Here is a 25019-nt window from a genome sequence, read left to right as displayed (position 1 = left end):
GGCGAACACCTCGAGTCGAAGGCTCTTGCATGATCACATTCTTAAAAGTAAGAACAGATCAGCACATCCCAGCCATAGCAAGGCACCCGGGAACAAGGCCAGTTAGATGCTTTAAGCAAGCGGATTGTATATGTATAAACAGTAGATGTTTAGACAGTATACGTATACGAGGTAGACGAGGAAATCCCATTGCGAGACGCTCGGTGCTATGGAAATTGATAGCAATGAAATAGACCCGTACTTGCGCAAACGGCTGGCGGAGCATGTCCGTAGGCTGCGCACAGGAAAGGGCATCTCGCAGGAATTGCTAAGCGCTGAGTGCGGCTTCCATAGGACCTACATTAGTCAAGTCGAACGGGCCGCTACGAACATCACAATCGACAACCTCCAGCGTCTAGCGGGTGGGCTCGGTGTGGATCCATCAGAGCTCCTCGTTTCTGTTCCCAGTACCTAGTACCAATGAGGTACCCGCGAGGGTGCAACAGACGTGCCACATGCCTCAGAATCAAGCTTTGTAGGTCAATCAGAGAGCGCCACAAAGTAACTAAACAGGAAATCACAATGACGACACATACGGGTTCGTACAAAGAATTGCTTGCACAAAGAGAAGCCCTGGAGCAGCAGATTGCTGCTGCCCGAAAGTCGGAGCTAGCCAATGCAGTTCGAGAGGTTCGCAGCTTGATCGCGACGTACGGTCTAACCCAGGACGATGTGTACCCTCAAGCGAAGCAACGGCGCGCTGGAACACGAACAGCCGTTACCCCAAAATATCGGGATCCTGCTACTGGCCAGACATGGACTGGACGAGGCAAGCCTCCAACATGGATCAAAGACAAGGATCGCTCTGAGTTTGAGATCCAATGATCCCCAAGGAACAAAAAAGCGGCCTGTATAGGCCGCTTTTTTTGTTCCAGCATAGCTGTTCAAATCCTCTTGCTGACCAAGCTTCAGGAGTTGAGTTTGGAGGTCTACGGAACGTGCTTGCCACATAGATCATGCGGGCGCGGGCGTTAATTGACCATCATTCCGATACGAGATGGCTGGTCTGCTTGCACTGGCCGACGGCAGCAAACGGCGGCAGCTTCAACTGGTCGTTGCAACACACTAACCACCGCATAGGCGACAGTAGTGTTGCCAATGAAGCAGCGACCCAGAATCTACTATTCGGATATTTGGCAATTAAAAAGCTGCTGTATTTCAAATACTGACTGACTCATCATGCGTCAGTATGATGTAACAAAATCCCCTGCACAGTCCTCAGCATCGACCATGCCACGCTTGCCAGCACCAGAGCTCCCCGCCATTGGGTCAGTTGCCATGCAGGTGCGCACTGACCAGTTGCAGCTTCTGTTCCGTCAGTCCTTGCCGGCTCCATACGGTAGCGTCGGCGGGGCACTGGCGCTGTCTTGGTTGCAGTTGGATTTGGGCAACCGCAACGTCATCGCACCGTGGCTTATCACGCTTTGTCTGGCCGCCATCGCTCGCTTGGCTCTGTTCCGGGTTTACAACCACCGCCTCGCCAACCATCTTACGTTTGCTCGCTGGGAAGGCGTGTATTGGGTAACTCTGGTATTCACATCCAGAGCTTGGGGAGTCGGTGCTTTTCTGCTCACGTCCAGCAACAACCTGTTGTCGCAGGTCATCACGCTCTTTTTTGCGGTCGGAATGGCGGGGAGTGCAATTTCTGCCTACTCGGCCTATCGCTACATGGCGCTGACTGCCGTCGGTCTGGTGCTACTTCCCTCCACACTGTGGCTGCTCATCCAACCTAGCACTGAACAGCGCCTGCTGGCCTTGGCGTCGCTGGCGTTTTGCGCCTTCGTCGTGCGCGCAACTCGGGAGCTGTCGGGCGCGTTGCAGTCACTTCTGCGGTTGCACCATGAGTTGGAGATCCAACACAGCATCGCCAGCAACGCAGCCCGTACGGACGATTTGACAGGAGTGAACAACCGTCGCGCTTTCAATGAACAGGCCGACACCATGTTCGCCTATACCCGGCGCTACGGAGTCCCTCTGTGTGCGCTGTTGTTGGACATTGACCACTTCAAACAGATCAACGATACCCATGGTCACGCAGCGGGAGATAAGGTGCTGCAAGCCGTGGTGCGGCAGATCAAGTCGACGCTCCGCGAGGCGGACCTGTGCGGTCGACTTGGAGGGGAGGAGTTCGGGGTACTGCTCGCTGGCACGAATATGCAAGAGGCTACACAGATCGCAGAAAAGATCAGACTTGCCGTCCAAGCTATTGAGGAGCCCGTCAATGACACCACACTGCAAGTCACCATCAGCGTCGGGGTAGCCGAAGCGGACTCGGCCTGCGCCGATATATCCACTCTATTGACACAGGCCGATGCGGCCATGTATCACGCTAAATCAAACGGCCGTAACCAAGTGCACAGCTGCTGTGCCCAAGCTCCACAGGCTGTGGCGTGTCAGTAGTCCTGGCGATCCATTCGGAATACAAAACCAAGGATCTCATGGACTGCTACTGGTCGGTAGATAACCTTCGCTGAACGACCCAGAGCAGCCATTGAGATTCAACAGCTTTGCACTGCCTTGGTAGAGATTGTTTGCGTGTTTGCGAAGGCCCGAGTCAAAGGTCCCTGCGAATGAGTGCACCCTTGAATAACACCGGGCCAGTTGGCCCCATCGAGCTGGGTACACCGCCTTTGGGCTCCAGGCTAATAGCCAGGGCCGGAACTGCTTTCACATCAGTCTCTTGTGCCGTGAGCTGGTCAAGTTTTCCATCCCCCATGACCCCCAGGGATCGTGGAGCGCCCTGTTGAGGCAAGGCCCACAATTGCAGAGACTTGTTGTCGGCCTCCTTGAAGCCGCTCACGCGCTGCAACACCAGTTGCTGGTGCCGGGGATCGAAGGTCACCAGCATGGACGCATCGGCCTTGCCATCGGCCAGCACTGCCACATATTGAATTTGGGGGGCCGCCTGCAATTCAGCCTGCGCCATCTGGAGTTGAGTCTGTAACGCAGACAGTTTCTGCTGCGAGGTATCCCTGAGCCCTTGATGCGACCAAAGCCCTACCGAGATAGCCGCCACCGTGGCCAAACCGCCTGCCATTGCCAGTCCACGCCACCATGCGAGTGATCGCGTCGGTCGCTTTGACTCAGCAGCCTCACGTTGGCGAGCCAGCCTGATGCCGGCATTTTCGGCTTGCAGCAGGTTGGCAATGCGTGTCCAGACCACCGCATCGGGCTGCACCGGAGTCTGCACTTCGGAGAAGGCCGACCATCGGCCTTGCCACAGCAAGGCTGCCGCGCGCACCTGGGGATATTCGCGTGCCAGTTGCTCAAAGCGACGGCGTGCACCTCCGTGCAAGGTACCCAGTGAATAGGAGGCAGCCAAGCGGTCAAGTAATTCAGGGTTTTGGCTCAGATTCATGATGTGGACTCCTGGCACTCAGACGTGGCGCGCCATGCACTTGCGCAACTGCTCCAGGCTACGGCGCATCCAAGTCTTGACCGTGCCCAACGGCAGCTTCAGGCTGCTGGCCAGTTCGCTATGACTTAGATCGTTCAGATAGGCCAGACTCACAACCTGGCGCTGTGGCTGCTCCAGCTTTTCCAGACACTGGTGCAAGACCACAGCCTGTTCGCTGGCCTCCACCAATTGCATGGGCCCTTGTGCGTCCTCGCCCTGCGGCAACTGCTCAAAGTCCTCAATCGGTAAATTGAGATGCAGGCGCTCGGCTCTGCGTCGGCGCAAAAAATCCAGGGCCCGGCTGCGCACCAGCATGCCCATCCAGGCCAGGGGCGGGCTGAGCGAGTCCCGGTAAGTCCCAGCACTGCGCCAAATACCCAGAATGCTCTCTTGCAGCACGTCCTCGGCCCACTCCTTGTTGCCGAGTATGCGCAAAGCCAGACCATACAGCCGCGAGGCGGTCTGGTCATACAGAAGCTTGAGAGCAACCTCATCCCGGGCTGCTACGCGGTCGATTAAGTCCATCAGTTCTTTGTCCGGTGTATTGGCTCTCATGCAGCCATTGTGATGAGTAGGACCTCCTGCATGCGTCTCTGTTGGATAACTGCCAAGGCATGTTGCAGTTCCTGGTAATCACCTATACGCAGCATCTCGCGTGGTGGATGTGGAAAGTGCACGAAAAATCTGAAAAAAGTTTTCAGAAACTTGAATCCACGGTGCAAAAGGCTGCGTATTCCAAGCGTCGGACATCAAAGCCGATAGACATATCCCCACAGTCAACCAGGAGTCATCATGAGCATCCATCTGTTTGAAGGCCATTCCTCGCCCATGGCCTCGCGTCGCGGATTTCTCGGCACTACCGGCACTTTGTCAGCCGTGGCGGTCGCAATGCTGGCAGGCAACGAGGCCCTGGCCCAAGGCATGGGAAATGATCCAGCCAAGGATGTCTCCATCCTCAATGTGGCACTGGGACTGGAGCATGAGGCTATCAACGCCTACCAACTAGGCGCCGGCAGTGGCCTGCTGCAAAAGCCCGTTATGGATGTGGCCCTGCTGTTCCAGAGCCACCACAAGGCCCACCGTGACGCCTTGATTGCCACCATCCAGAAGATGGGCGGAAAGCCAGTGGCCGAAGCCTCGATGCAGGCCTATGCCGAATCTCTCAAGGCCGCAACGCTCAAGAGTCAGGCCGATGTTCTCAATCTGGCTGCCAGACTGGAACTTGGCGCGACCAATGCCTACCTGGGCGTCATTCCCGCTTTCGAAAACCGTGACCTGGCCAAGGTCGCAGGACGCTTGGCCGCCGATGAAACCATGCACTACACGGCCCTGATCTCGGCTCTCGGCCGCCCCTTGCCAAGCAATGCCCTGTCTTTTGGTGGCTGACCTGGCGAAACCCCGGGTACCGGGCAGTCAGGCCCGGTGCATCTTTCATCTTATTTGAGGGAGTCATCATGACGCATCGACACACACTTTCGCTGACCGTTTTGTGCCTATCCACGCTCGGCCTGAGCGCCTGCTCATCCATGGGCTCTCATTCCATGTTTTCACAAGCCGAGTTGCCTGCGTCCGTGCAAGTGCCTGCGGGACACAAAGTAGCGATGGAAACCGTGGGTGTCGGCCAGATCACCTATGAATGCCGGACCAAAAAAGATATGGCGGCCGAATATGAATGGGTGTTTGTCGGTCCAGACGCAAAGCTGCAAACGCGAAGCGGCTCGGTTATCGACAAATACTGGGGGCCGCCAGCAACTTGGGAGAATAATAACGGCTCCAAGGTCACAGCCACGCAGCTTGCCGTGGCTCCCGCCGGAGCGGGCAATATCCCCCTGCAACTGGTCAAAGCCAATCCTGCCACCGGCATGGGAGCTATGCAGGGGGTGACCTATATCCAGCGCGTGGCAACCAAGGGGGGCGTCGCGCCGAGCATGGCCTGCGGAGCCGCGAATCTGGGCAGCAAGCAGATCGTGCAATATCAGGCCGATTATATTTTTTGGAAAGCGGTCTGATGTTAAGACTAGGAGCGCACCTTACTGTCAGCGATTGGAAGGTGCGCTTTTTTATATCGATCACTCGATACCACTCAAGTGCAACACGCTGTCCTAGCATATGGCTGTCCGCTAATGGCCGTCCAATGCAAAGTACGTCAGTGGCCTGGTCTGGTGACCGAGGTACACCGTCCCCATTTTTATACTGTCGCCTCTTCGAACACGAAGTTCACTCCATACGTCACTAGTTTCAGTCCCGGAATCGCCTTGGCCGCCCACCTTACCGGCTCAGCAAAACCCGATGCGACCAAAATTGCTCTTGGCGGTCTGCCTTCTTTTTGCGCATACCAGCCGATGTAGCGCGCAATTTGTCCGATTGACGAGTCCTTCGCTTCGCCTGCTTTCAATTCGATGATGACCTGCGAATGCTGAGCAGTGGTTGCTGCGAGATCAACTGACGCTGACTGCCACAAAGCGGCCGCTCCAGGCTGGCTTGAGCATACGGGCCATGCGCGCCTCTTTATGATGACCACAACACCACCAAACTAAGTCTTACGCCAATACGGGAGAAGACATGAAGGTTGTCAGGCTGACCATCTCGAACTTTCGCGGCATCAAGTCGGCGGAGCTGCTGTTCGACGGACACACCCTGATAGTGGGCTCCAACAATGTTGGCAAGAGCACGCTCTGCGAAGCCCTCGACCTGGTCCTGGGCCCCGACCGGCTCAACCGCTTCCCCCCGGTCGATGAGTTCGACTTCTACAACGCTGAATACTTGGCCCCTGCCGCAGAAGAAGACGCGGAGCGGGTGCCGACTCCACTTCGGATCGAGGCGGTCCTCATTGAACCCGGCGCCGAGATCGGGGCCAAGTGCGGCGGCAACATCGAGTTTTGGCATGTGGCCGAGCAAAGACTGCTCGGGCCGGGTGAGGCCGACGCCGCCAATCCGCCTCATGTCGTCCCCTGCCTTCGGATCGAGACCATCGGCCAATACAACCCTGAGGAAGACGAGTTCGAGGCACGCACCTACTTCTCCCATAGTCCCGACGCTCCCGCCGGGGAGTTGACCAAGCTTCCCAGGCCGATCAAGCGGCTGTTTGGTTTCCTCTACCTGCGGGCGCTTCGGACCGGCTCGCGGGCGCTGAGCTTGGAGCGTGGGTCGCTTCTCGACATCATCCTGCGGACCAAGGGCGTGCGCACCAGCCTGTGGGAGAAGACCATCGAGCGCCTGCGTGGACTCGACATCGAAGCCGACGCAGCCGAGATCGCGCCGGTTCTGCGATCCGTGGAGAGGCGGCTGGCCCGCTACATCGCATTGGAGTCGCCCGGCAACGCCACCAAGCTGCATGTCTCGGAGCTGACGCGTGAGCATCTGCGCAAGACGATGACGTTCTTCTTGGCACTGTCGGAGGACCAAGGACACGTCCCATTTCCCCACGCCGGCACGGGCACCATCAACACACTGGTGCTCGCACTGCTCTCCTTCATCGCCGACCTCAAGCCCGACACGGTCATCTTCGCCATGGAGGAGCCCGAGATCGCGGTGCCGCCGCATACCCAGCGACGCATCGCCCAATATCTGCTGACCAAGACGACGCAGGCCTTCGTGACCTCCCACTCGCCATTCGTGATCGAGAAGTTCGAGCCATCCAAGACACTGCTGCTGGCTCGCAATGCCGGGGTGGTCACGGCGCGAAAGGTCTCCGACGCCACCGGCCTCAAAGACAACGACTACAAGCGCTTCTCTCGCTCTGGGCTGTCTGAATGCATGCTGGGACGAGCAGCCATCGTCGTCGAAGGCGTTACCGAGTTGCATGCGATGCCCGTCGTCGCACGGCGCATGGAAGAGAACGATGCCAACTTGCAGCCGCTGGACATCGCGGGCGTGGCCTTCTTCGACGCTGATGGCGAGTCGAACATGCCAAAGTTCGGAAAGTTCTTCAAGACGCTGGGGCTACGTACCTTCGCCTTCTACGACCTTGACTACAAAAAGAAGCGCAAGGCCGAGCAGGCGCAGGCTCTGGCGGACAACTTCGAAATCAATGTCGAGCACGCCTACAAGGGCTTCGAAGACCTCGTCGTGGCGGAGGTGCCCGTGGATCGGCTGTGGTCCTTCCTGTCGGGCCTAAAAGCCAATGATGAGAACGGCAACGTCGCCATCCCCGATGCGCGCCCGAACGACGACGCGGTCAAGGCCATCGCCAAAGAAGCCCTCGGCGGCAACAAGGGCGCCGGCTGGTCAGCGCGCCTGTTCGAGGAGTGCGAGCTCCACGAGCTGCCGGTCACGGTGACGAAGTTTCTGGCGTCAGTGTTCGCACTGTTCCCACCTCCACCACCGATCGACGACGGCGATGGAGCACCACCCGAACCAGCCGCCGCTGCTGCCGCTCCATGAACGAGCCGTGCAAGCTGCGTGAAAGCGTCATGGCTTGCGAAGGCCATGCCTTGGTCATCGGCGGCCCCGGCAGCGGCAAGACGACGCTCGCGCTGCGCAAGGCGGTCAAACGGATTCGCGACGGCATGCTTCCGGGTCAGTCGGCCTTGTTCCTGAGCTTCTCGCGGGCGGCAGTGGCGCGCATCTTGGATGCCGCCAAGCTTGAATCCACCAAAGCCGAACAGGAGCAACTCTCCATTCAGACGTTCCATTCGTTCTTCTGGGACATCCTCAAAGCCCACGCCTACCTGCTTGGGGCACCGCATAGGCTCTCAATCTTGTTACCACACGACGAGAAGGCCCTGTCGGGCGGCCTAGGCGACGAAGACGATGGCTGGGACGAGTGGCTCGTCGAGCGTGAGCGGCTGTTTCGCGAAGAAGGGCGGATCGCGTTCGATCTGTTCGCGGCCAATGCGACAGCTCTGTTGGCTCGCAGCTCGTATCTTTTGGCGTCGATCGCCCATCGGCATCCCATCATCATCGTGGACGAGGCCCAGGACACCGGCCAATACGCGTGGCATTGCATCCAGATGCTCGCGCCACACACGCAGGTGCTGTGCCTAGCAGACCTCGAGCAGCAAATCTTCGACTACCTGCCTGGCGTCGGCCCGGAGCGCGTAATCGCCATCCGGGAGGCGCTGAAGCCGCACGAGATCGACCTTGGGACGCAGAACCACCGCAGCGCGGGCTCCGAAATCTTGGCGTTCGGCAATGACATCCTGACAGCCAAGCCACGCAGCGCGCCCTATAAGGGCGTATCCTCCCTTGCCTACCGCCCTGAGAAGCCACCGCCGAACTGGAATCATCTCCTGCGCCGAGCCCTCGGAGAACTCTTGAAATCAATTCGTGCTCAGAGCGACAAAAAGGTGGAGACGATCGCGATACTGGTCACCAACAACCGCAGTGCTTTGAAGATGTCCAACGCCCTCAATGCGTTGGGGGCCAATGTTGGGAAGCCGGTTCGGCACAAGCTGCTGTTCGACGAGGCCGAAGCGCTGCTGTCAGCCCGTTTCGCGGCCTTTCTGCTGGAACCCAAGGACCACGCCCAACTGGAGGCCAATGTCGCCACCAGCATGGAAATGATCGCCGCCGCGAGGCGCGCGACGGGACAGGGCCGGAAGGAAGTCGCCAAACTCTTGGAGCAGGCCAACAAAATCAAGGGTGGCAAGGCCCTGAACATCAATATCGCCAACGCGCTGCGCGGCCTGATCTCAGGCTTGGCAGTCAACGATTTCAGCGGCGATCCCGCCGAGGACTGGCTCACGGTCAAACATAAGCTGTGGGCGACCAATCAAGGCGAACTCACCCGGGTCGCTGCGCAGTTAGACTTCTTGGTAGCGTTCCGTCGAGGACATCGCATCTCGGCTGCCCTCTCTAGTGAATGGCTTCGCGACGGCGCCTACACCAACGCCCGCACCGCCCTCGACTTGGCTCTCGCACAGGAGCAAATTCTCGACGGCGCGGAGCCGCAGATGGGCTTGCAAGTTATGAATTTCCACAAGGCCAAGGGCAAGCAGTTCGACGGAGTAATCCTCGTCCGCGAAGCTCGTCGGACCGGCCCCGCCGTCGAGTCATCTTTCGTTTGGCGAGGCGACGCGGCTCCGTATCCCAAAAGCCGACGTGTGCTTCGCGTCGGCATCACGCGAGCAAAAGTCCACACGCTCATCCTCGATCCGCTTTGGCCGCAATGCCCCCTGCTCAAGGGGCACAAGCTCTAATGAAAACTCCTCGTCAGTCGGACTGGCGCGTGGCGTTATGATGAAGGACGATTGGTGACGGAGTTTTGCACGAAGACCAAGGTCATTCCCTCTTTAGCCGACCGGGCCGGCTACAGATTCCGACTGAGAGTTGTCGGTGACGAGAGGAATCACTTCGCACGAGAAAGGTCAAAGACCGGTTCCAGCTGCTGCTGACATTCGCTTTAGAACGGCGAACGCCCGTGCCCAGCCTGTACCATCCGTTCGTGATCGCACGGTGCACAGCTGCTTCTGGCCGAACTCAGCCGGTCACGACCAGCAGCTTCATCAGCCGCAACCTGCACAGATGGTCAATACGCAGATCATCAAGCTTGAACCCCAATCAAAGCTCCATAGAGCCTGCGGAGAGCCAAAGCCTGGATGTGATAACCGCTTGTCATATGCTCCACCCGTGCAGTCATGGTGTAACTGACATGGGACTACGGCACGAATTCAAACTAAGCTGAATGGGAGCGTTAGCTCAAATCTCGATATCACCAAAAGCACCATCTTGCATTGCCAAGCTAGCCTTGCGTGCCTTGCGCCTCACGTGACGGCGTGTGTAGGTTTCGGCAGTGCTTGAGGTCTCTGACCACCCCATCAAATTCGAGCGTATTTTTTTCTCCTCAGCAGGTTCAAAACGCTCCTTGTCCGAAAGTTCAGAGAATCGGTCGTTCCAGGTGTGCCGAAGTACATGTGGGCAGAAGTCATCGGGGATTCCCGGTACCTTTCGTCTCAGGGCTGCGAAAACCGCATTCACTGCTGAGAGCGTCAACGGACTCCCTGAGCCGGTTGCGACAAGCAGGAATGGATGACTGCGAGCTCGGCCCGTTCGGCGCCGAGCCTTCACAACGTAGTCGTGCGTATCCTTCGCTAGCGTTCTCGCAATCGGCAATACACGATCCCTAGTCTTGGCATCAGGCTTATCGCGTCGAGAGTCTTCAACGTCAATTGGGCGCCTGGCTATCAGGACCTCAGCCTGCTGAAAATTGATGTCCGCAACCTTCACGCCCAGAAGCTCAGCTCTGCGTACGCCAGTGTGGTAGAACCAAAGCACAATAAGCCTGTTGCGTTCACGAACACAGCGACCCCACGGGTTCTCAGGATGGTCAATTTCAATGACCTCCAACAAACGAGCCCTGACGCTGGGCTCGAGGCCACTGCGCTGGTCTAAGGTGTTACGGCTCCTGGTGGAGGGAGTCCTTTCGCTGAAAAACTTCTTGATTACATTTTTCTGAGTAAGTAGATGGTGGTACTCAACGCTATCAATTGGGAATTCAAATTGCTTTGTTTCTACCAACCACTCGAGATACTTACGTATGTACAGAAGTCGAATTGTTCTCGTCTGCTCTTGAACTTGCTTCAACGGCTTGATTCCTGACCGCATACGCGCATGCTCGCTTATTCTGACTATGCTTTTTGCACCAGCAACTAATTTCAAAGATTGCCACTTTTGAATCTCTGATAGTTCATAGGAACAGGCATCAAATACAGCTTCCAGCTCATAGTCCTTCAGCGACACACGCTCTCTAAGACAGCGCTCCAAGTCGACCTCACACTTGTCGAAAACGGTCAGCAAGAGCATCACGCTCCTAAGTGCCTGATCCACCGTTCTGTGAGCAAGGCCTCTCGCTCGCAGCATGAATAAATTGAACATCAGTGCGTCGTACAGAGGCTCGGATGATGTAGCAGAAAAAAGCAGCCGCAAACGCTCGCCTGACTCCATCTCCAAAGTGCGAAGTTGATAAGTGCTCAATCTGTTTACTCTTTTCAAAGCTTGGACGATAAATTTCTCTCCGTAGCTTCTCACAAAAAAAAGTAAACAAGGCCTAGGCATCTCAAAAAGCAGCGCTCCAGAGGAGAGAGTGGAGCTTGAACCCTTCGTCGGCCAGCACTGTTTACGTTTTTGAAAAGGTTCGAGATTAAAGCTCGATCTTGCACGCAGCGTGGGCAATCTTTCACTGGTGCTGCGCAACCAGATCGACAAGGACCCGACCAGCACCGTCGGCATCACCAAGCACCAGCTGTTTGGAACACCTGAGCCTGTGCCTGCCCCCGTCAAGGTCGCAGCACCCGCCAAACCCGTGATGCAGCGAGCCAGGCCCGCTCCCCAGGCTTCGACAGCCACCTGTGTCGAAGTGATCCAGGGCGGCGCTCGAACTCTCAACTGCTTCTGATCTTCTACCGTAACCACTCAGAGAGGTCGGCCGTGCAACACCATCACCTATATCTGGCAGCTAGCATGCTGCTCGCCAGCTCAGCACCTGTGCTGGCCCAGTCTGCGGGCACGCCTGCCCAGCCCGGCCCTGTGGCTGCGGCCGCTCCCGCAGCTCCCCGCACCACCCTGCCAGCCAGGAATTGCACGGCCATTCACACAGAGGACCCGACCACGGTCACGCTGGGTAAATCCGTGGTCATTCCGCTGAACTCGCCCATGGCGCGCATCCTGGTCAGCGGCCAGACACCGGGAGCCGGCCAGTCAGCCCCCATGGCCGCCAACGGACAGCCGCAGATGCAGGTGCAGAACGGCATGGGCGATATCGAAGTGCAGCTGCTCAGCCCCAGGGATCTGTTCTTTCGCGGCCGCAAGTCCGGCTCCATGAACGTCATCCTGCAGAACGCCCAGGGAGCCTGCTTCATCAAGGACGTGATCGTCACCATGGACCCGGGTCCGCTGCAGGCCAAGCTCAGCGAGCTCATGCCGGAGGAGCGCAGCATTCGCGTCCAGGGGGCCGACAATGCCCTGGTCCTCAGCGGAGAGATCAGCAATCCGCTGCGCCTGGACGATGTGGTGACGCTCGCCGGCGCCTACAGCGACAGCAAGAAGATCGTCAATCTGCTGCGCACCACCTCGCCTCACCAGGTGATGCTGGAAGTCAAGATTGCCGAGGTCAGCAAGACCTTGCTCGACAAGCTGGGCTCCAGCCTCAGTGGCCAGCGCATCGCCAGCAATGGCCAGAACAGCTACAGCATCCTCTCCAACTTCCTGAGCGGCGGCAGTGGCGTGTTGAGCGCCTTGCGCATCGGCAAAGGCTCGATCAGCATCGATGGGCAGAAGGATGACGGCCTGGTGCGCATCCTGGCCGAGCCCAACATCATGGCCATCAGTGGCCAGCAGGCCAGCTTTCTTTCGGGCGGCAAGATCTTCATTCCTGTGGCGCAGACCAATACCAACGGTGTACCGGTGATGTCGCTGGAGGAAAAGGAATTCGGCATCGGGGTCAAGTTCACACCGACCGTGCTCGGCAACTCGCGCGTCAACCTCAAGCTGGTGTCCGAGGTCTCGGATCTGTCGCAGACCGGCTCGCCCTTCACCTCCATCAATGGCGTCACCTCCGTGATCCCCTCGCTCACGGTAAGGCGCGCGGACACCACGGTGCAGCTCAATGACGGGCAAAGCCTGGTCATTGCCGGCCTCATCAAAAACAATATCACCGAGGCCGTCAAACGCTTTCCGGGGCTGGGGGAAATACCGATTCTCGGCGCGCTGGCCCGCAGCACCGAGTTCCAGACCGATCAGACCGAGCTGATGTTCATCATCACTCCGCGCCTGGTACAGGCCCTGGCCGAAGCCCCCAGAGTGCCCACCGACAACCATGTACCACCCTCACGCGCCGAGCGCTACCTCAACGGTGCACTGGAGAGCTCCAAGCCCGCGCCTGCAGATAAGACAGCACCTGCACCTGCCATGCCTGCCGACGCAGCCACACCGATGCCAGCACCAACCGCAGCACCCCAGGAGCTGCAACCACCGGCACCGGTCGAGCCCCCGGTCGACCGTCCCGCCCCCCTGAATCCGCCCACCTGAACCGGAGTCAAGCCATGACCGAACGCAGCATCCTATTTTCCGTGGCCCTCGCCGCCCTGCTGGCGGGCTGCGGCAGCACAACCCCCAACTACGACGCCCGCTTTGGCGAAGCCGTGCGCACCGCCCGCCTGCAGATGACCATAGACCCGCAAGCGGGCAAGGCGGCCGGAGTCGGCGTGGATGGCGCCACCGGCATGGATGGTCGCGCCACGCGCCACAGCATGGAGAGATACGAGCAAAGCTACAAGAGCCCGCCTCAGGCCATCAACGTCATCAATATTGGCGGCTCGCTGACCAGCAACAACTCCGGCAACAGCGGTGGCAACAGCGGCGGCACGCCCTGAGCAGCCGCCAGATTTTCACCATCCAGCCAATTGATTCCGAAAGGAGCCCTGATCGCACATCGGCCTTGCACGCCAGCCCTCGGCACAGCCGCCGACCTTTCGAAACGGTATTCAATCCATCAACATTGTGAGGTTCATCATGTCCCATATCGCTCAACAATTTGGCCATTCCCTGCTGTCTTTTGCTCGTGACGATGAAGGTGCGCAAGTCGTCGAATACGCACTGATCATTGCCGTGGTCTCCATCGCGCTGGTCGTCGCGCTCCGGGCCCTCACCACCGGTACAAGCTTTAGCGGCTTCATCTCCCGCGTCTCGAGTTGCCTCACAAGCACGACCTGCGCTTGACCCGGTCCCGCCGGTCGTCCTGGACATACACCTTTACGGGAGAAAGCCATGCACTCCGTCACCCAATGGGGCAATCACTTGCAGCACTTCCTCAGGGACGATGAAGGTGCTCAGGTCGTCGAGTACGCGCTGATCATTGCCGTGGTGTCCATCGCACTGGTACTGGCAATTCAGGGTCTGGCTGGCGGCAAGTTTGCGGACTTCATCACACGAGTCTCGAACTGCCTGACGGGCACCTGCTCCTAGCAGCGACGTCAAAGGGGTCGGCGCAGCAGTCCTGCTGGGGCGCCGACCGCCTCTGACCCGCAATCATTCACCGGTTCTGCCGCCCTATGAGAGGCCATCATGAGCACCCGCATTCTTGCCCCGACCCTGGTGCGGCCTGCCGGAAGCCGCAGCCGGCGCAGTTCACGGCGCCAGCAGCATGGCGCCATCATCGTCACGGCAGCACTGGCTCTTTTGCTGCTGCTGGGATTCATGGGCATCGCGCTGGATTTCGGGCGCCTGTTCATCGTCAGGACAGAGCTGCAGACGGCACTTGACAGCTGCGCGCTGGCCGCAGCGCGCGAACTCAACAAGCAGCCCGATGCAATCAGCCGCGCCGTAAGCGCAGGTGTTGCTGCCGGCAATCTCAACGGAGTGAACCTGCAGTCGGCCAACTGGAGCGGCCAGGGTCAGATCACCGCCGCCGATGTCAGCTTTCGCGACGCCAGCTATCTGAGCACCACCAGCGCGACGGCTGCCGTCTATTCGCAGTGCACGCACACTCAATCCAATATCGGCATATGGCTGCTGAAGGCACTGGGAGCCTTATCAGGCGACAGCACCAGCTTTCCGGCCACCGGCAGTGTGGGCGCTTATGCGGTGGCCACACGGGCCAGTGCGCAAAGCGCCTGCCCGATTCCCGTAGCACTTCAGGCAAAAACGCCTGGGGCAACCAAGCCCGACTACGGCTACACAGCCGGGGACTGGCTCACCCTGCTGGCCAAGTCCAGCGGCGGCAGCACCTTCGGCTGGGCCAATCTGGACGGCTCCAACAGTGCCTCCGAGACCGCCGACGAGCTCAACGGCCATTGCGGCAGCAAGCTGGGCGACACCCTGGGCACACCCGGCGTTCAGGCTTCCATCGTCGAAATCTGGAACTACCGGTTCGGCATCTACAAGAACTCCAGCGGACCCAGCGTGGGCCGGCCCGACTACACCGGCTATATCTACAACACCAGCACCTGGAGTGCCGGCCGCAGCGCCTACAACGGCAGCTCGGGCAGCACGCCCAACTTTCTCGCCCAGCGCCTGGCGTTCACGCCCTGTGGTAAAAACCCCGCCCAGTGCGGGCAGCAGGGTGGCGGCTTTTCTTCGGTTGCCACATCGGCCCAGCACAGGGCCTATGGCGCGGACCGCCGCATCGTGACGGTGCCCATCGTCGATACCGGCCGCAAGGTGGTCGATTTCGCCTGCATGCTGATGCTCGAGCCCATGGCGATCCCGGTCGATGACGTCAAGCTCGAGTACCTGGGCAATGCCAGCGCCACTGGCAGCCCCTGCACCACCAGCGGACTCGCAGGCGGCTCGGCCGGCCCGCTGGTTCCCGTCCTCGTGAGGTGAACACATGTCCAAGCACCATAGGCAACAGGGGGTGGAGCTGGTGGAACTGGCTCTGATCCTGCCCTTTTTACTCCTGCTGAGCATGTTGGTCGTCGAATTCGGCCGCGCGCTCTACGAATACAACACAGTCACCAAATCGGTGCGCGATGCTGTGCGCTATCTCTCGGTGCAGCTGCCCAACACCGGCTGCAGCCAGGCACAGAACCTGGTGGTATACGGCCAGACCACGGCGGGAACCACACCTCTGGCCCCCGGCCTGAACACCGGCTCCGTGAGCTGCTCCTGGCAGACCAGCGGAACCTATCCGCTGATCAACACCGTCACCGTAACCGTCACCGGCTACCGCTTTCGCTCCATGACCGCCAGCGTCTTCGGCTTGCAACTAGGCGATGCCAACGGCGGCCTGACGCTGAGCAATATCGCCGCCACGATGAGGACACAGACATGAAAACGCCACGTCACTCCCGCTCCGAGCGCGGAGCAACCATCATCGAGTTTGCCCTGGCTCTGCTGGTCTTCCTGATGTTTCTGTTCGGCATCCTGGATTTCAGCCGCATGCTGTTCACCTGGGTGGCGGCCAACGAGGCTGCGCGGGCCGGGGCACGGTATGCCGCGGTCTGCGACGACACCGCCCAGCAGTCCAAGGTGCTTGCCCGCATGCAGGCCCTGCTGCCCCAGGTGAGCACCATCAATGTCAGCTGGGCCCCCTCCGGCTGCACCACGGCAAGCTGCCAAAGCGTGACCGTCTCGATCACGGGACTGAAATTCCAATGGATATCGCCCATCGTGGGCCAGGGGCTGCAAACGGCCATTCCCATGCCCAGTTTCGCCAGCACGCTGCCCCGGGAAGTCATGCGCCAGGACATCAACAGCAGCACGGCCTGCTCAAGCTAACCAGGGGTGCCACATCATGAAAATCGCCATCATCTCTCCCAACACCACCCATCTTCAGGAGATGGCCCGCGTGCTGCAGGAGCAATCGCACCAGGTCCAGACCTTCGAAGGCGGCAAGACACGCATGCCTTCGATTGCCGAGCAGCACCGGCCTGATCTGATGATTGTGGACGGCATGTGCTGCGAGCCGGCCGACCTCGCGCCGGTGGAGTATGTGACCACGCATCAACCGCACATTGCCGTCATCTTGATGTGTGCCCAGCAGACCCCCGAGTTCCTGCTGCAGTCCATGCGTGCCGGCGTTCGCGAAGTGCTGACTTCACCGGCTCCGCGTCAGGCCCTGCTGGACGCAGTGCACCGCATCGCGGCCAAGCTGCAGCATCACACAGCGGACCGCCATCAGGGCCAGATCATGGCCTTGCTGCCCTGCAAGGGCGGCAGCGGAGCAACCTTTCTGACCACCAATCTCGGTTGGATGCTGGCGCGCAAGCACTCGGTGTTGCTGATCGACCTCAATCTGCAGTTCGGTGACACCCTGGCCTATCTGCATGAATCCAAACCCGCCTCGACCCTGGCAGATGTGGCCCGCGACATTCATCGCCTCGATGCGTCCTTTCTCACGGCCAGCACCGTCAAGATCACTCCTCACCTGCATGTGCTGGCGGCCCCCGAAAGCGCCATGCATGCCATGGAAGTGGAGCCGGCGCATGTGGATGCAATCCTGCAGCTCGCCAGCATGCACTATGACTTTGTCCTGATCGACATGGGGCGTGTGCTTGATCCGCTGGCGCTGCGGGTGCTCGACAGGGCCCAGCTGATCGTTCCCGTGTTGCTGCCCAATGTGCCAGCCGTGCGCAATGCGCAGAAGCTGCTGCACATGTTCCGCGATCTGGGCTATCCAGAAAGCCGCCTGTACCCGGTACTTAACCGGGTCGACCGGCGCAGCGAAATCGGCCTGCCCGAAGTGCGCAAGGCACTGGGCCTGGAGCAGCAATGGCGCAGCATTCCCGACGCCGCACCGGAAGTGCAGGCGACCATCAATGCGGGAGTGCCGCTGGCCGAATCCTGCCGCAACAGCGCCGTGGTCCGCGAACTGGGCGCCTGGGCCGATGCACTGTCGCCTCAGGTCCGGGAAGACAGCAACGGCTTTTTGAACCGGCTCTTCCGCCGGGCATGAGCCATCCCCCTAGCGCACAAGGAGACCGTCATGTCACTCAGAGATTTCTTGGCCACATCAGCGACACGCGCCTCCAAGCCGGCGCTGCAGGTTGTTCCCGAAGCGGCGGACACGCCCGAGGTCGCCGAGCCGCAAACGCCGCCCTCTGCGCCCGCCGCCCCGCATTACGGGCACTCCGCCGCCTATCTGGCGCTCAGGGCGCGCATTCATGCCAAGCTGCTGGAGCGCTTCGACCTGGCAGCGCTGGAGTCGCTGCCCACGCAGACGCTGCAGCAGGAAATTGCCAGCATGACCGAGCGCCTGCTGGAGGAGGACTCTGCGGTCGTCAACGATCTGGAGAGAAGGCTGCTGATCCGCGACATCCAGCACGAGATGCTGGGCTTCGGCCCTCTCGAGCTGCTCATGACCGACCCTGCGATCTCCGACATCCTGGTCAACCGCCACGATCAGATCTATGTGGAGCGCCTTGGTCGCCTGGAACTCACGCCCGTGGTCTTCACGGACGACAAGCATCTGCTTCGCATCATCGACAAGATCGTCTCGCGCATCGGCCGGCGCATCGACGAGTCCAGTCCCATGGTCGATGCCCGCCTACCTGACGGATCGCGCGTCAACGCCGTCATCCCGCCCGTGGCGCTCGATGGCCCCATGATGTCGATCCGGCGCTTTGCGCGCATCCCGCTGCGCATGGAGAACCTGATCCAGGACCTCAAGAGTCTGACACCAGGGATGGCCCTGACTCTGGAAGCCTTGGCCAAGGCCAAGGTGAACATGATCATCTCCGGGGGTACGGGCGCCGGCAAGACAACGCTGCTCAATATTCTTTCGGGCTACATTCCCGCCGTGGAACGTGTGGTCACCATCGAGGATGCCGCCGAGCTGCAGCTGCAGCAGCCTCATGTGGTGCGCATGGAAACGCGCCCACCCAATATAGAGGGCCGTGGAGAAATCACGCAGCGATCCCTTGTGCGTAACGCGCTGCGCATGCGCCCTGACCGCATCATCATCGGCGAAGTCCGGGGCGCCGAAGCGGTAGACATGCTGCAGGCCATGAATACCGGCCACGAAGGCTCGCTGACGACCATCCACGCCAACACTCCGCGCGACTCGCTGGCACGTCTGGAGAACATGGTCGGCATGGCTGGCCTCAATCTGCCGCACCAGGCCGCGCGCCAGCAGATTGCCTCGGCCATCACGGTGATCGTGCAGGTGCTGCGGCTTACCGACGGCAAGCGCAAGATCACCAGCATCCAGGAGATCACCGGCATGGAGGGCGATGTGGTCACCATGCAGGAGATTTTTGCCTTCACCCAGACCGGCGTTGGTGCAAGCGGCGAAGTCCAGGGGTATTTCCACGCCACGGGCGTCAGGCCCAAGTTCGCCGACCGGCTCAAAGGCTTCGGCATTGCGCTGCCCGACAGCATCTTCGCTCCAGAGCGTCACTATCAATGAACTCGGCCCAAAGGTGCTGCCATGCTGTCTTTTTCTTCTTCCCACTCGATCCTGGTGATCATTGCACTGGTGTTTGCCGCCGTGCTTTTGCTGCTCGAAGGCGCTCACATGGTCTGGAAGCAGTACAAGAGTCCCGAGGCAAAGCGGCTTGAACGCCGGCTCAGGGCCTTGTCCGCCGCGGACGATCACAGCAATCCGACCAAGCTGGTCAAGGAACGCGTGCTCAGCGATATGCCCAGGATGCAGCGCATGCTGCAAAGCATGCCACGCGCCCACCAGCTGGACCGCGTGATTGTTCAGTCAGGCCTGGAATGGACGGTCTCAGGTTTGCTGCTCGGCATCGGGATAATGTTCTTCCTGGGTGCGCTGGCCGCAAGCATGTTCCATGTGCCCATGGAGCTGGCACTGCTCGCCGGTGCCGTCCTGGGCAGCCTGCCGTGGCTTTACCTGCAGCGCAAGCGCAGTCAGCGCCTGGGCCTGCTGGAGCGCCAGATTCCCGAAGCGCTGGATCTGATTGCACGGGCATTGCGCGCCGGCCACGCATTTTCGGCAGGCCTGCAAATGGCCGGAGAAGAGCTGTCCGAGCCCATAGCCGGCGAGTTCCGCCTTGTGCACGACGAGATCAACTACGGCACAGCGCTGCAGCAGGCCTTGAACAATCTCGGAGAAAGAATACCGATCACCGATCTGCGCTACTTCATCGTCGCCGTATTGATACAGCGCGAATCGGGTGGCAACCTCACCGAGATGCTGAGCAATCTGAGTCGCCTGATCCGCGAACGGCTCAAGCTTCACGCCAAGATCCGGGTTCTGTCCTCCGAAGGTCGACTGTCGGCCTGGATCCTGGGGCTGATGCCTTTTGCCCTGACAGCCCTGCTCAATTTCGTGAACCCGGAATTCATGTCCACCTTGTGGACCGACCCCATAGGCATCGTCATTTTGCAATGGCTGGCCGGACTCATGGTGATCGGCGTGTTGATGCTGCGCCGCATTGTCCGCATACGGGTATGAGTGCGTCCAAACCGCAAGGAGTCCGCCATGTTAATCGTCGCCCTGCTCACTTTCGCTGCCCTCATGCTGGCTGCAGGAGCCCTGTTCTTCTGGGCCACGCCCACGGTCACCGAACAGCGCCTGCAAGAGCTGAGCCCGGCCCCTCTGTCCAGCGGCTGGACAGAAACCGCCGTCAAGCTGGTGGGGCCGTTCGCTCACCTGTCCTCCCCCACCGCAGGCAGTGATGCCACCCCGTTGCGCCTGCGCTTTCTGAATGCAGGCATTCGCAACGAAAACGCGCCCTTGCTGTATTTTGGCGCGAAGACGCTGCTGCCTCTGGTGATGATGTTCCTGGTCTATTCGCTGATGCTGGCCCAGGGCACGACAGACAGCCTGCAACTCCTGCTTTATCCGCTGGTCACCGGGCTGGTGGCCTGCTATCTGCCCAATCTGGTGCTGCGCTGGATGGCCGCGCGCCGCAAACGCGAGATCTTCGAGAATTTCCCCGATGCCGCCGACCTCATGCTGGTCTGCGTGGAGGCAGGCATGGGACTGGATGCAGCGCTGGGCAAGGTGACTGCCGAGATCCGGATCAAAAGCGAAGCCCTGGCCCAGGAGCTTCACTGGACCAACCTGGAAATGCGCGCCGGCAGCACCCGCGAGAAATCCTTGCGCAACCTGGCCGCCCGCACCGGAGTGGACGAGATTCACGCCTTCACGGCCATGCTGACGCAAGCGGACCGCTTCGGCACCAGCATCGGCGACTCCATCCGCGTATTCTCGGACGATCTGCGTCACAAGCGGCAGATGCGTGCCGAGGAGCTGGCCGCCAAGATCCCCACCAAGATGCTGCTGCCGCTGGTGACCTGCATCTTCCCTGCCATCGTGATGGTGGTTCTGGGGCCGGCAATCATCAGACTGCTGCGCATGGTACTGCCCATGATCGCGGGAAGCGCCTAGGGCGGGCTTGGACTGCCGCACCACTGCTGCATGCCCCGGACGATCCGGGCATGCCGCCAAGCGAGGACGGCCCTGGCCTGGAGCGCCTGCGGCAGCCGGCCTTCACGGACGATCGAATGGATCCACAAGGGAGCTTGCGATGAACTTGATGCAGGGAACCGTCAATGGCTGGCAACTGATCAGTCCCCGAAAGCTCGCGCCCATGCTTTTCCTGGCCGCCGTTGCCCTCGGAGAAGCCCTGTGGATACATGCCCGTCCACTTGCCTTTTCCGGTACCGAGCCGGTGCTCTGGACGACTCTGATCCTGCTGAGCATCAGCTTGATCTATGGATATTCGGGGCGTAGCCTGGCCTTGTCCGAGATGTCTTTCTACGCAGCCCTGTGGATAGTGACAGCGCTGATCGGCACGATACTGACCTATATATTCGCGACCCTGAACCTGCCGCTGCTCGATGCCCAATTCACCAGACTGGATCAGGCTCTGGGATTCAACTGGCTGGCTTTCTATGACTTTGTCCAGCAACACCCACTTCTCAGAGCCATCCTCACGCTGGCCTATTTCAGCCTGCTGCCACAGATCTTTTTCTCGATCATCTACCTCTCGCACTGCGGAAGAGACGACAGAAACGAGGAGCTGTGGTGGTCGTCGTTCACTGCCTTGATGCTGACGGCCCTGCTATCGGGCCTGCTGCCGGCCGCAGGCACTCTTTTCTACCACTCCGTAGGTCTGGAAAACGCCGTGCACCTGCCTCACTTCATGGCGCTCAGGGAGAGAAGCCTGAGCGAGTTCGCATTCGGGGATCTGAAGGGCATTGTCACGTTCCCCTCCTATCACGCGACGATTGCCTTGCTGCTCATCCATGCCTACAGACAGCTCCGGCTTTTTCGCTGGGTGCTTGCATTGAACATCCTGATGCTGATCTCCACGCCCATCAACGGCGGGCACTATCTGGTGGACATGCTGGGCAGCGGCATTGTTACCGTTTTTTCCATCTATCTGACGAGGCGCGTTCAATATTTCCTGCAGCGATGATTTCAAACTCATCCGCACAATGGGTCAGACTTGGGAGAGTTCTGAATGAAAAATATGTCGTGCAACTTCATGCTGTTGAACGAAGTGATACGGTCTCCCCGCGAGATCGGCGCCCTGTGCCCGAGTTCGGAGCGATTGGGCAACACCATGGCCTCTTTGGTGTGCGGCGGAGACGAGGGCCTGGTGGTAGAGCTTGGAGCAGGAACAGGAGTCATCACCGAGTCACTGCTGCGCAGCGGCATCGCGCCCGGCAGACTGGTGATCATAGAAAAGTCCTCCTCGTTCGCCAGCTACCTGTCCGAGCGATTCCCTCAGATCAGCGTTTTTCATGCCGATGCCGGTGACTGGCCCTCGCTTCTCGGTCGTGCAGCGGTCAAGGCCGTAGTCTCCGGTTTGCCGCTTCGCTCACTGCCCCATCAGTCCGTGCACAAGATCACCGATACCTGGGCCCGCTCGCTCACCAGCGATGGCCGCGTGATCCAGTTCACCTACTCGCTGTTTGGCGCATCCGCCTGGCAAAGCGCAGGCCTCAAGCGCATAGACCGCGAAACCGTGTGGGGCAATCTGCCGCCGGCACGGGTGGAAGTGTTCTCACGCCCCTGAGCCTGCGCTGCCTGGCCTTCCCGGTGGAGCTGCTGCATGGCAGGCGCCAATTTACCTGTATCGTTGAGCCATCTGAATCCGCGAGGAGATCGAGGACATGGTGGACATCATTCATAGAATTGGCATCAGAGCGCCTATCGGCGATGTTTTCCAGGCAATCTCTTCCGTTGCAGGTATAGCCGGCTGGTGGACCCGGGAGATGAGCGCAAGCGCAGGGCCCGAAGTCGCGATGAGCGCGCGCTTCACCGACCAGACCGGTCAGGAGCTCGGGAAAATATGCTTCGACCTCGTCAGGCAGGACACAGAGCACAGCGTGCGCTGGCGCTTCACGGACGGGCCCCAAGAATGGATAGGTACCGAGGCAACTTTCGAGTTGAGCCGCCAGGACGGGTACACCATTCTGTTGTTCGGCCACCGGAACTGGCGCGAAACGGTCGAGTTCACAGCCCATTGCAGCATGAAATGGGCTGTCTTCCTGCTCAGTCTCAAAGCTCTGGCCGAGAGCGGCAAAGGCAGCCCGTCTCCCCAAGATACCAAGATCGACAACTGGAACTAGCGCTCCAATGCGCGGCCAGGCAAGGTCCGTTGGAATCTGGGTCCAGGCCCATCATGACCGGCAAGCCATGTCCGCATCTGCCTTACATGGCCCCGGGAGCCACTCCCGGGTACAAGTCGTCATTTTTTGAAAACACCGCGCCACAAAAACCACAAACTGTGCGATCAGCGCGCACAAAACCCTGCTGCACCCAGCGAAGGCACGCGAGTAACCGCTACACTTTGCGCCTCAGGCCTGCGTAATACCCGACGCAGGCCTTTTTTCCCGCTTTTCGAGGTTTTCGCGCACTGCCATGTCCACCGTCTTCAATTTCACCTTTGTTCCCTGGTTCAGGTCTGTGGCCCCCTATATCCACAAGTTCCGACACCAGACCTTTGTGGTGGGCCTGACTGGTGAAGCCATTGATGCGGGCAAGCTCAGCTCCATCGTCCAGGATCTGGCAATGATCCAGGCCATGGGCGTCAAGATCGTACTGGTGCACGGCTTCCGCCCCCAGGTCAACGAGCAATTGCGCCTCAAGGGCCAGGAGCCGCGTTATTACAACGGCATGCGAGTCACCGACTCCATTGCGCTGGACTGCGCCCAGGAAGCGGCCGGCCAGCTGCGTTACGAGATCGAAGCAGCCTTCAGCCAGGGTCTCCCCAATACGCCCATGGCCGGTGCGCGCGTGCGCGTGATTTCGGGCAACTTCCTCACGGCACGTCCCGTGGGCATCGTCGATGGCGTGGACTTCATGCACTCCGGCCTGGTGCGCAAGGTCGACGTGGAAGGCATTCGCAGCGCACTGGACTCCGAAGCCATGGTGCTGGTCTCGCCCTTCGGCTTCTCGCCCACGGGTGAGGCGTTCAATCTCAGCATGGAAGAAGTGGCCACCCGCGTGGCCATCGAGCTCAAGGCCGACAAGCTGCTGTTCCTGACCGAAGTGCCCGGCGTGCGCATGGACCCCAGCGGCCCGGCCGACGAGAACAACCCCATCGATACCGAGCTGCCGCTGGACGCCGCGCGCCGCCTGCTGGCCCAGCTCCCGCCTGCACAGCAGCCTACCGATGTGGGCTTTTATCTGCAGCACTGCGTGCGCGCCTGCGAGCATGGCGTGGAGCGCAGCCATATCCTGCCCTTCTCGACCGACGGAGCGCTTCTGCTGGAGATCTATGTGCACGACGGCATAGGCACCATGGTCATTGACGAAAAGCTCGAAGAACTGCGCGAGGCCACGATCGACGACGTGGGCGGCATCATTCAGCTGATCGAGCCTTTCGAACGCGACGGCACGCTGGTCAAGCGCGACCGCACCGAGATCGAGCGCGATATCGCCAGCTACACCGTCATCGAGCATGACGGCGTGATCTTCGGTTGCGCGGCCCTGCACCCCTACCTCGAGGCCAAGACCGCCGAAATGGCCGCCGTCACCGTCTCTCCCAAGAGCCAGGGTACGGGCGATGGCGAAAAACTGCTCAAACGCATCGAACAGCGCGCTCGCGCCCTGGGCTGCGAAACCATGTTTGTGCTGACCACGCGAACCATGCACTGGTTCATCAAGCGCGGCTTCCAGCCCGTGGAGCCCGAATGGCTGCCGGAAGCCCGCAAGGCCAAGTACAACTGGGGCCGCAAGAGCCAGGTGCTGGTGAAGAAGCTCTAATCCGCTCCACTATCGAAC

At 59.9% G+C, this 25019-nt stretch carries 27 protein-coding genes; 23 read left to right on the top strand and 4 right to left on the bottom strand.

The window, feature by feature from the left end:
- The first annotated feature begins 208 nt into the window (after positions 1-208).
- From F0P97_RS11570 to F0P97_RS11560, 3 genes are all read left to right on the top strand, one after another.
- Positions 209-454: a helix-turn-helix domain-containing protein gene (locus F0P97_RS11570; RefSeq protein ID WP_182286827.1), complete on the top strand. Its 246-nt coding sequence runs from the start codon at positions 209-211 to the stop codon at positions 452-454.
- Between the two features lie 107 nt (positions 455-561).
- Positions 562-864: an H-NS family nucleoid-associated regulatory protein gene (locus F0P97_RS11565; RefSeq protein WP_182286826.1), complete on the top strand. Its 303-nt coding sequence runs from the start codon at positions 562-564 to the stop codon at positions 862-864.
- Positions 865-1317: 453 nt separating this feature from the next.
- Positions 1318-2439, top strand: a complete 1122-nt coding sequence (locus F0P97_RS11560) for a sensor domain-containing diguanylate cyclase (protein ID WP_182286825.1) — start codon at positions 1318-1320, stop codon at positions 2437-2439.
- Positions 2440-2593: 154 nt separating this feature from the next.
- On the opposite strand, the gene F0P97_RS11555 is transcribed toward F0P97_RS11560, so the two are convergent.
- Together F0P97_RS11555 and F0P97_RS11550 are read right to left on the bottom strand one after the other, a co-directional pair.
- Positions 2594-3397, bottom strand: coding sequence for an anti-sigma factor (locus F0P97_RS11555; protein ID WP_182286824.1), 804 nt, complete (start codon positions 3395-3397; stop codon positions 2594-2596).
- 18 nt (positions 3398-3415) lie between these two features.
- Positions 3416-3991 carry an RNA polymerase sigma factor gene (locus F0P97_RS11550; protein ID WP_182286823.1) on the bottom strand — a complete coding sequence of 192 codons (576 nt, stop codon included), beginning with the start codon at positions 3989-3991 and terminating at the stop codon, positions 3416-3418.
- Positions 3992-4228: 237 nt separating this feature from the next.
- On the opposite strand from F0P97_RS11550, the gene F0P97_RS11545 reads away from it, so the two are divergent.
- The gene (locus F0P97_RS11545) at positions 4229-4822 is read left to right on the top strand and encodes a ferritin-like domain-containing protein (protein WP_182286822.1); all 594 of its coding nucleotides are present in this window, start codon (positions 4229-4231) and stop codon (positions 4820-4822) included.
- Positions 4823-4890: 68 nt separating this feature from the next.
- On the top strand, positions 4891-5445 hold the full coding sequence (locus F0P97_RS11540; protein WP_182286821.1) for a DUF3455 domain-containing protein: 555 nt from the start codon (positions 4891-4893) through the stop codon (positions 5443-5445).
- Positions 5446-5624: 179 nt separating this feature from the next.
- Here F0P97_RS11540 and F0P97_RS11535 read toward each other — a convergent pair whose 3' ends face one another.
- A complete protein-coding gene (locus F0P97_RS11535) occupies positions 5625-5897 on the bottom strand; it encodes an endonuclease NucS (protein WP_182286820.1) in 273 nt (90 codons plus the stop codon).
- 101 nt (positions 5898-5998) lie between these two features.
- Here F0P97_RS11535 and F0P97_RS11530 point away from each other — a divergent pair, with 101 nt between their 5' ends.
- Both F0P97_RS11530 and F0P97_RS11525 read left to right on the top strand, forming a co-directional pair.
- Positions 5999-7819 (top strand): ATP-dependent nuclease, encoded by a 1821-nt coding sequence (locus F0P97_RS11530; RefSeq protein ID WP_182286819.1) that lies wholly within the window; start codon positions 5999-6001, stop codon positions 7817-7819.
- Positions 7816-9576: a UvrD-helicase domain-containing protein gene (locus F0P97_RS11525; RefSeq protein ID WP_182286818.1), complete on the top strand. Its 1761-nt coding sequence runs from the start codon at positions 7816-7818 to the stop codon at positions 9574-9576. The genes F0P97_RS11530 and F0P97_RS11525 overlap by 4 nt, the downstream gene beginning before the upstream one ends.
- A 499-nt stretch (positions 9577-10075) precedes the next feature.
- Here F0P97_RS11525 and F0P97_RS11520 read toward each other — a convergent pair whose 3' ends face one another.
- Positions 10076-11350: a tyrosine-type recombinase/integrase gene (locus F0P97_RS11520; RefSeq protein WP_182286817.1), complete on the bottom strand. Its 1275-nt coding sequence runs from the start codon at positions 11348-11350 to the stop codon at positions 10076-10078.
- A 190-nt stretch (positions 11351-11540) separates the two neighbouring features.
- Here F0P97_RS11520 and F0P97_RS11515 point away from each other — a divergent pair, with 190 nt between their 5' ends.
- The 16 genes from F0P97_RS11515 (at position 11541) to argA (ending at position 25001) form a co-directional block, all read left to right on the top strand.
- Positions 11541-11771, top strand: coding sequence for a hypothetical protein (locus F0P97_RS11515; protein WP_232538208.1), 231 nt, complete (start codon positions 11541-11543; stop codon positions 11769-11771).
- 65 nt (positions 11772-11836) lie between these two features.
- On the top strand, positions 11837-13402 hold the full coding sequence (locus F0P97_RS11510; RefSeq protein WP_182286816.1) for a type II and III secretion system protein family protein: 1566 nt from the start codon (positions 11837-11839) through the stop codon (positions 13400-13402).
- Between the two features lie 14 nt (positions 13403-13416).
- The gene (locus F0P97_RS11505) at positions 13417-13746 is read left to right on the top strand and encodes a hypothetical protein (protein ID WP_182286815.1); all 330 of its coding nucleotides are present in this window, start codon (positions 13417-13419) and stop codon (positions 13744-13746) included.
- Between the two features lie 139 nt (positions 13747-13885).
- On the top strand, positions 13886-14092 hold the full coding sequence (locus F0P97_RS11500) for a Flp family type IVb pilin (RefSeq protein WP_182286814.1): 207 nt from the start codon (positions 13886-13888) through the stop codon (positions 14090-14092).
- Positions 14093-14140: 48 nt separating this feature from the next.
- A complete protein-coding gene (locus F0P97_RS11495) occupies positions 14141-14338 on the top strand; it encodes a Flp family type IVb pilin (protein ID WP_182286813.1) in 198 nt (65 codons plus the stop codon).
- 99 nt (positions 14339-14437) lie between these two features.
- Positions 14438-15697, top strand: a complete 1260-nt coding sequence (locus tag F0P97_RS11490; RefSeq protein ID WP_182286812.1) for a pilus assembly protein TadG-related protein — start codon at positions 14438-14440, stop codon at positions 15695-15697.
- A gap of 4 nt (positions 15698-15701) precedes the next feature.
- Complete coding sequence (locus tag F0P97_RS11485; RefSeq protein ID WP_182286811.1) at positions 15702-16145, top strand: TadE/TadG family type IV pilus assembly protein; 444 nt, start codon at positions 15702-15704, stop codon at positions 16143-16145.
- A complete protein-coding gene (locus F0P97_RS11480; protein WP_182286810.1) occupies positions 16142-16591 on the top strand; it encodes a TadE/TadG family type IV pilus assembly protein in 450 nt (149 codons plus the stop codon). Before F0P97_RS11485 ends, F0P97_RS11480 begins: the two co-directional genes overlap by 4 nt.
- A 16-nt stretch (positions 16592-16607) precedes the next feature.
- Positions 16608-17768 (top strand): AAA family ATPase, encoded by a 1161-nt coding sequence (locus tag F0P97_RS11475; RefSeq protein ID WP_182286809.1) that lies wholly within the window; start codon positions 16608-16610, stop codon positions 17766-17768.
- A 30-nt stretch (positions 17769-17798) separates the two neighbouring features.
- Complete coding sequence (locus tag F0P97_RS11470; protein WP_182286808.1) at positions 17799-19220, top strand: CpaF family protein; 1422 nt, start codon at positions 17799-17801, stop codon at positions 19218-19220.
- Between the two features lie 21 nt (positions 19221-19241).
- The gene (locus F0P97_RS11465; RefSeq protein ID WP_182286807.1) at positions 19242-20231 is read left to right on the top strand and encodes a type II secretion system F family protein; all 990 of its coding nucleotides are present in this window, start codon (positions 19242-19244) and stop codon (positions 20229-20231) included.
- Positions 20232-20258: 27 nt separating this feature from the next.
- Complete coding sequence (locus F0P97_RS11460) at positions 20259-21170, top strand: type II secretion system F family protein (RefSeq protein WP_182286806.1); 912 nt, start codon at positions 20259-20261, stop codon at positions 21168-21170.
- Positions 21171-21309: 139 nt separating this feature from the next.
- The gene (locus tag F0P97_RS11455; RefSeq protein WP_182286805.1) at positions 21310-22203 is read left to right on the top strand and encodes a phosphatase PAP2 family protein; all 894 of its coding nucleotides are present in this window, start codon (positions 21310-21312) and stop codon (positions 22201-22203) included.
- A gap of 45 nt (positions 22204-22248) precedes the next feature.
- The gene (locus F0P97_RS11450; RefSeq protein ID WP_182286804.1) at positions 22249-22806 is read left to right on the top strand and encodes a class I SAM-dependent methyltransferase; all 558 of its coding nucleotides are present in this window, start codon (positions 22249-22251) and stop codon (positions 22804-22806) included.
- A 97-nt stretch (positions 22807-22903) separates the two neighbouring features.
- Positions 22904-23362 (top strand): SRPBCC family protein, encoded by a 459-nt coding sequence (locus F0P97_RS11445; RefSeq protein WP_182286803.1) that lies wholly within the window; start codon positions 22904-22906, stop codon positions 23360-23362.
- A gap of 292 nt (positions 23363-23654) precedes the next feature.
- The gene (gene argA, locus F0P97_RS11440) at positions 23655-25001 is read left to right on the top strand and encodes an amino-acid N-acetyltransferase (protein WP_003079639.1); all 1347 of its coding nucleotides are present in this window, start codon (positions 23655-23657) and stop codon (positions 24999-25001) included.
- Positions 25002-25019: the final 18 nt, after the last annotated feature.

This window comes from Comamonas testosteroni (genome assembly GCF_014076415.1).
Lineage (GTDB): Bacteria > Pseudomonadota > Gammaproteobacteria > Burkholderiales > Burkholderiaceae_C > Comamonas > Comamonas testosteroni_F.
The sequence above is the reverse complement of the archived record's forward strand: the minus strand, read 5'-3'. Positions and strand labels throughout refer to the sequence as shown.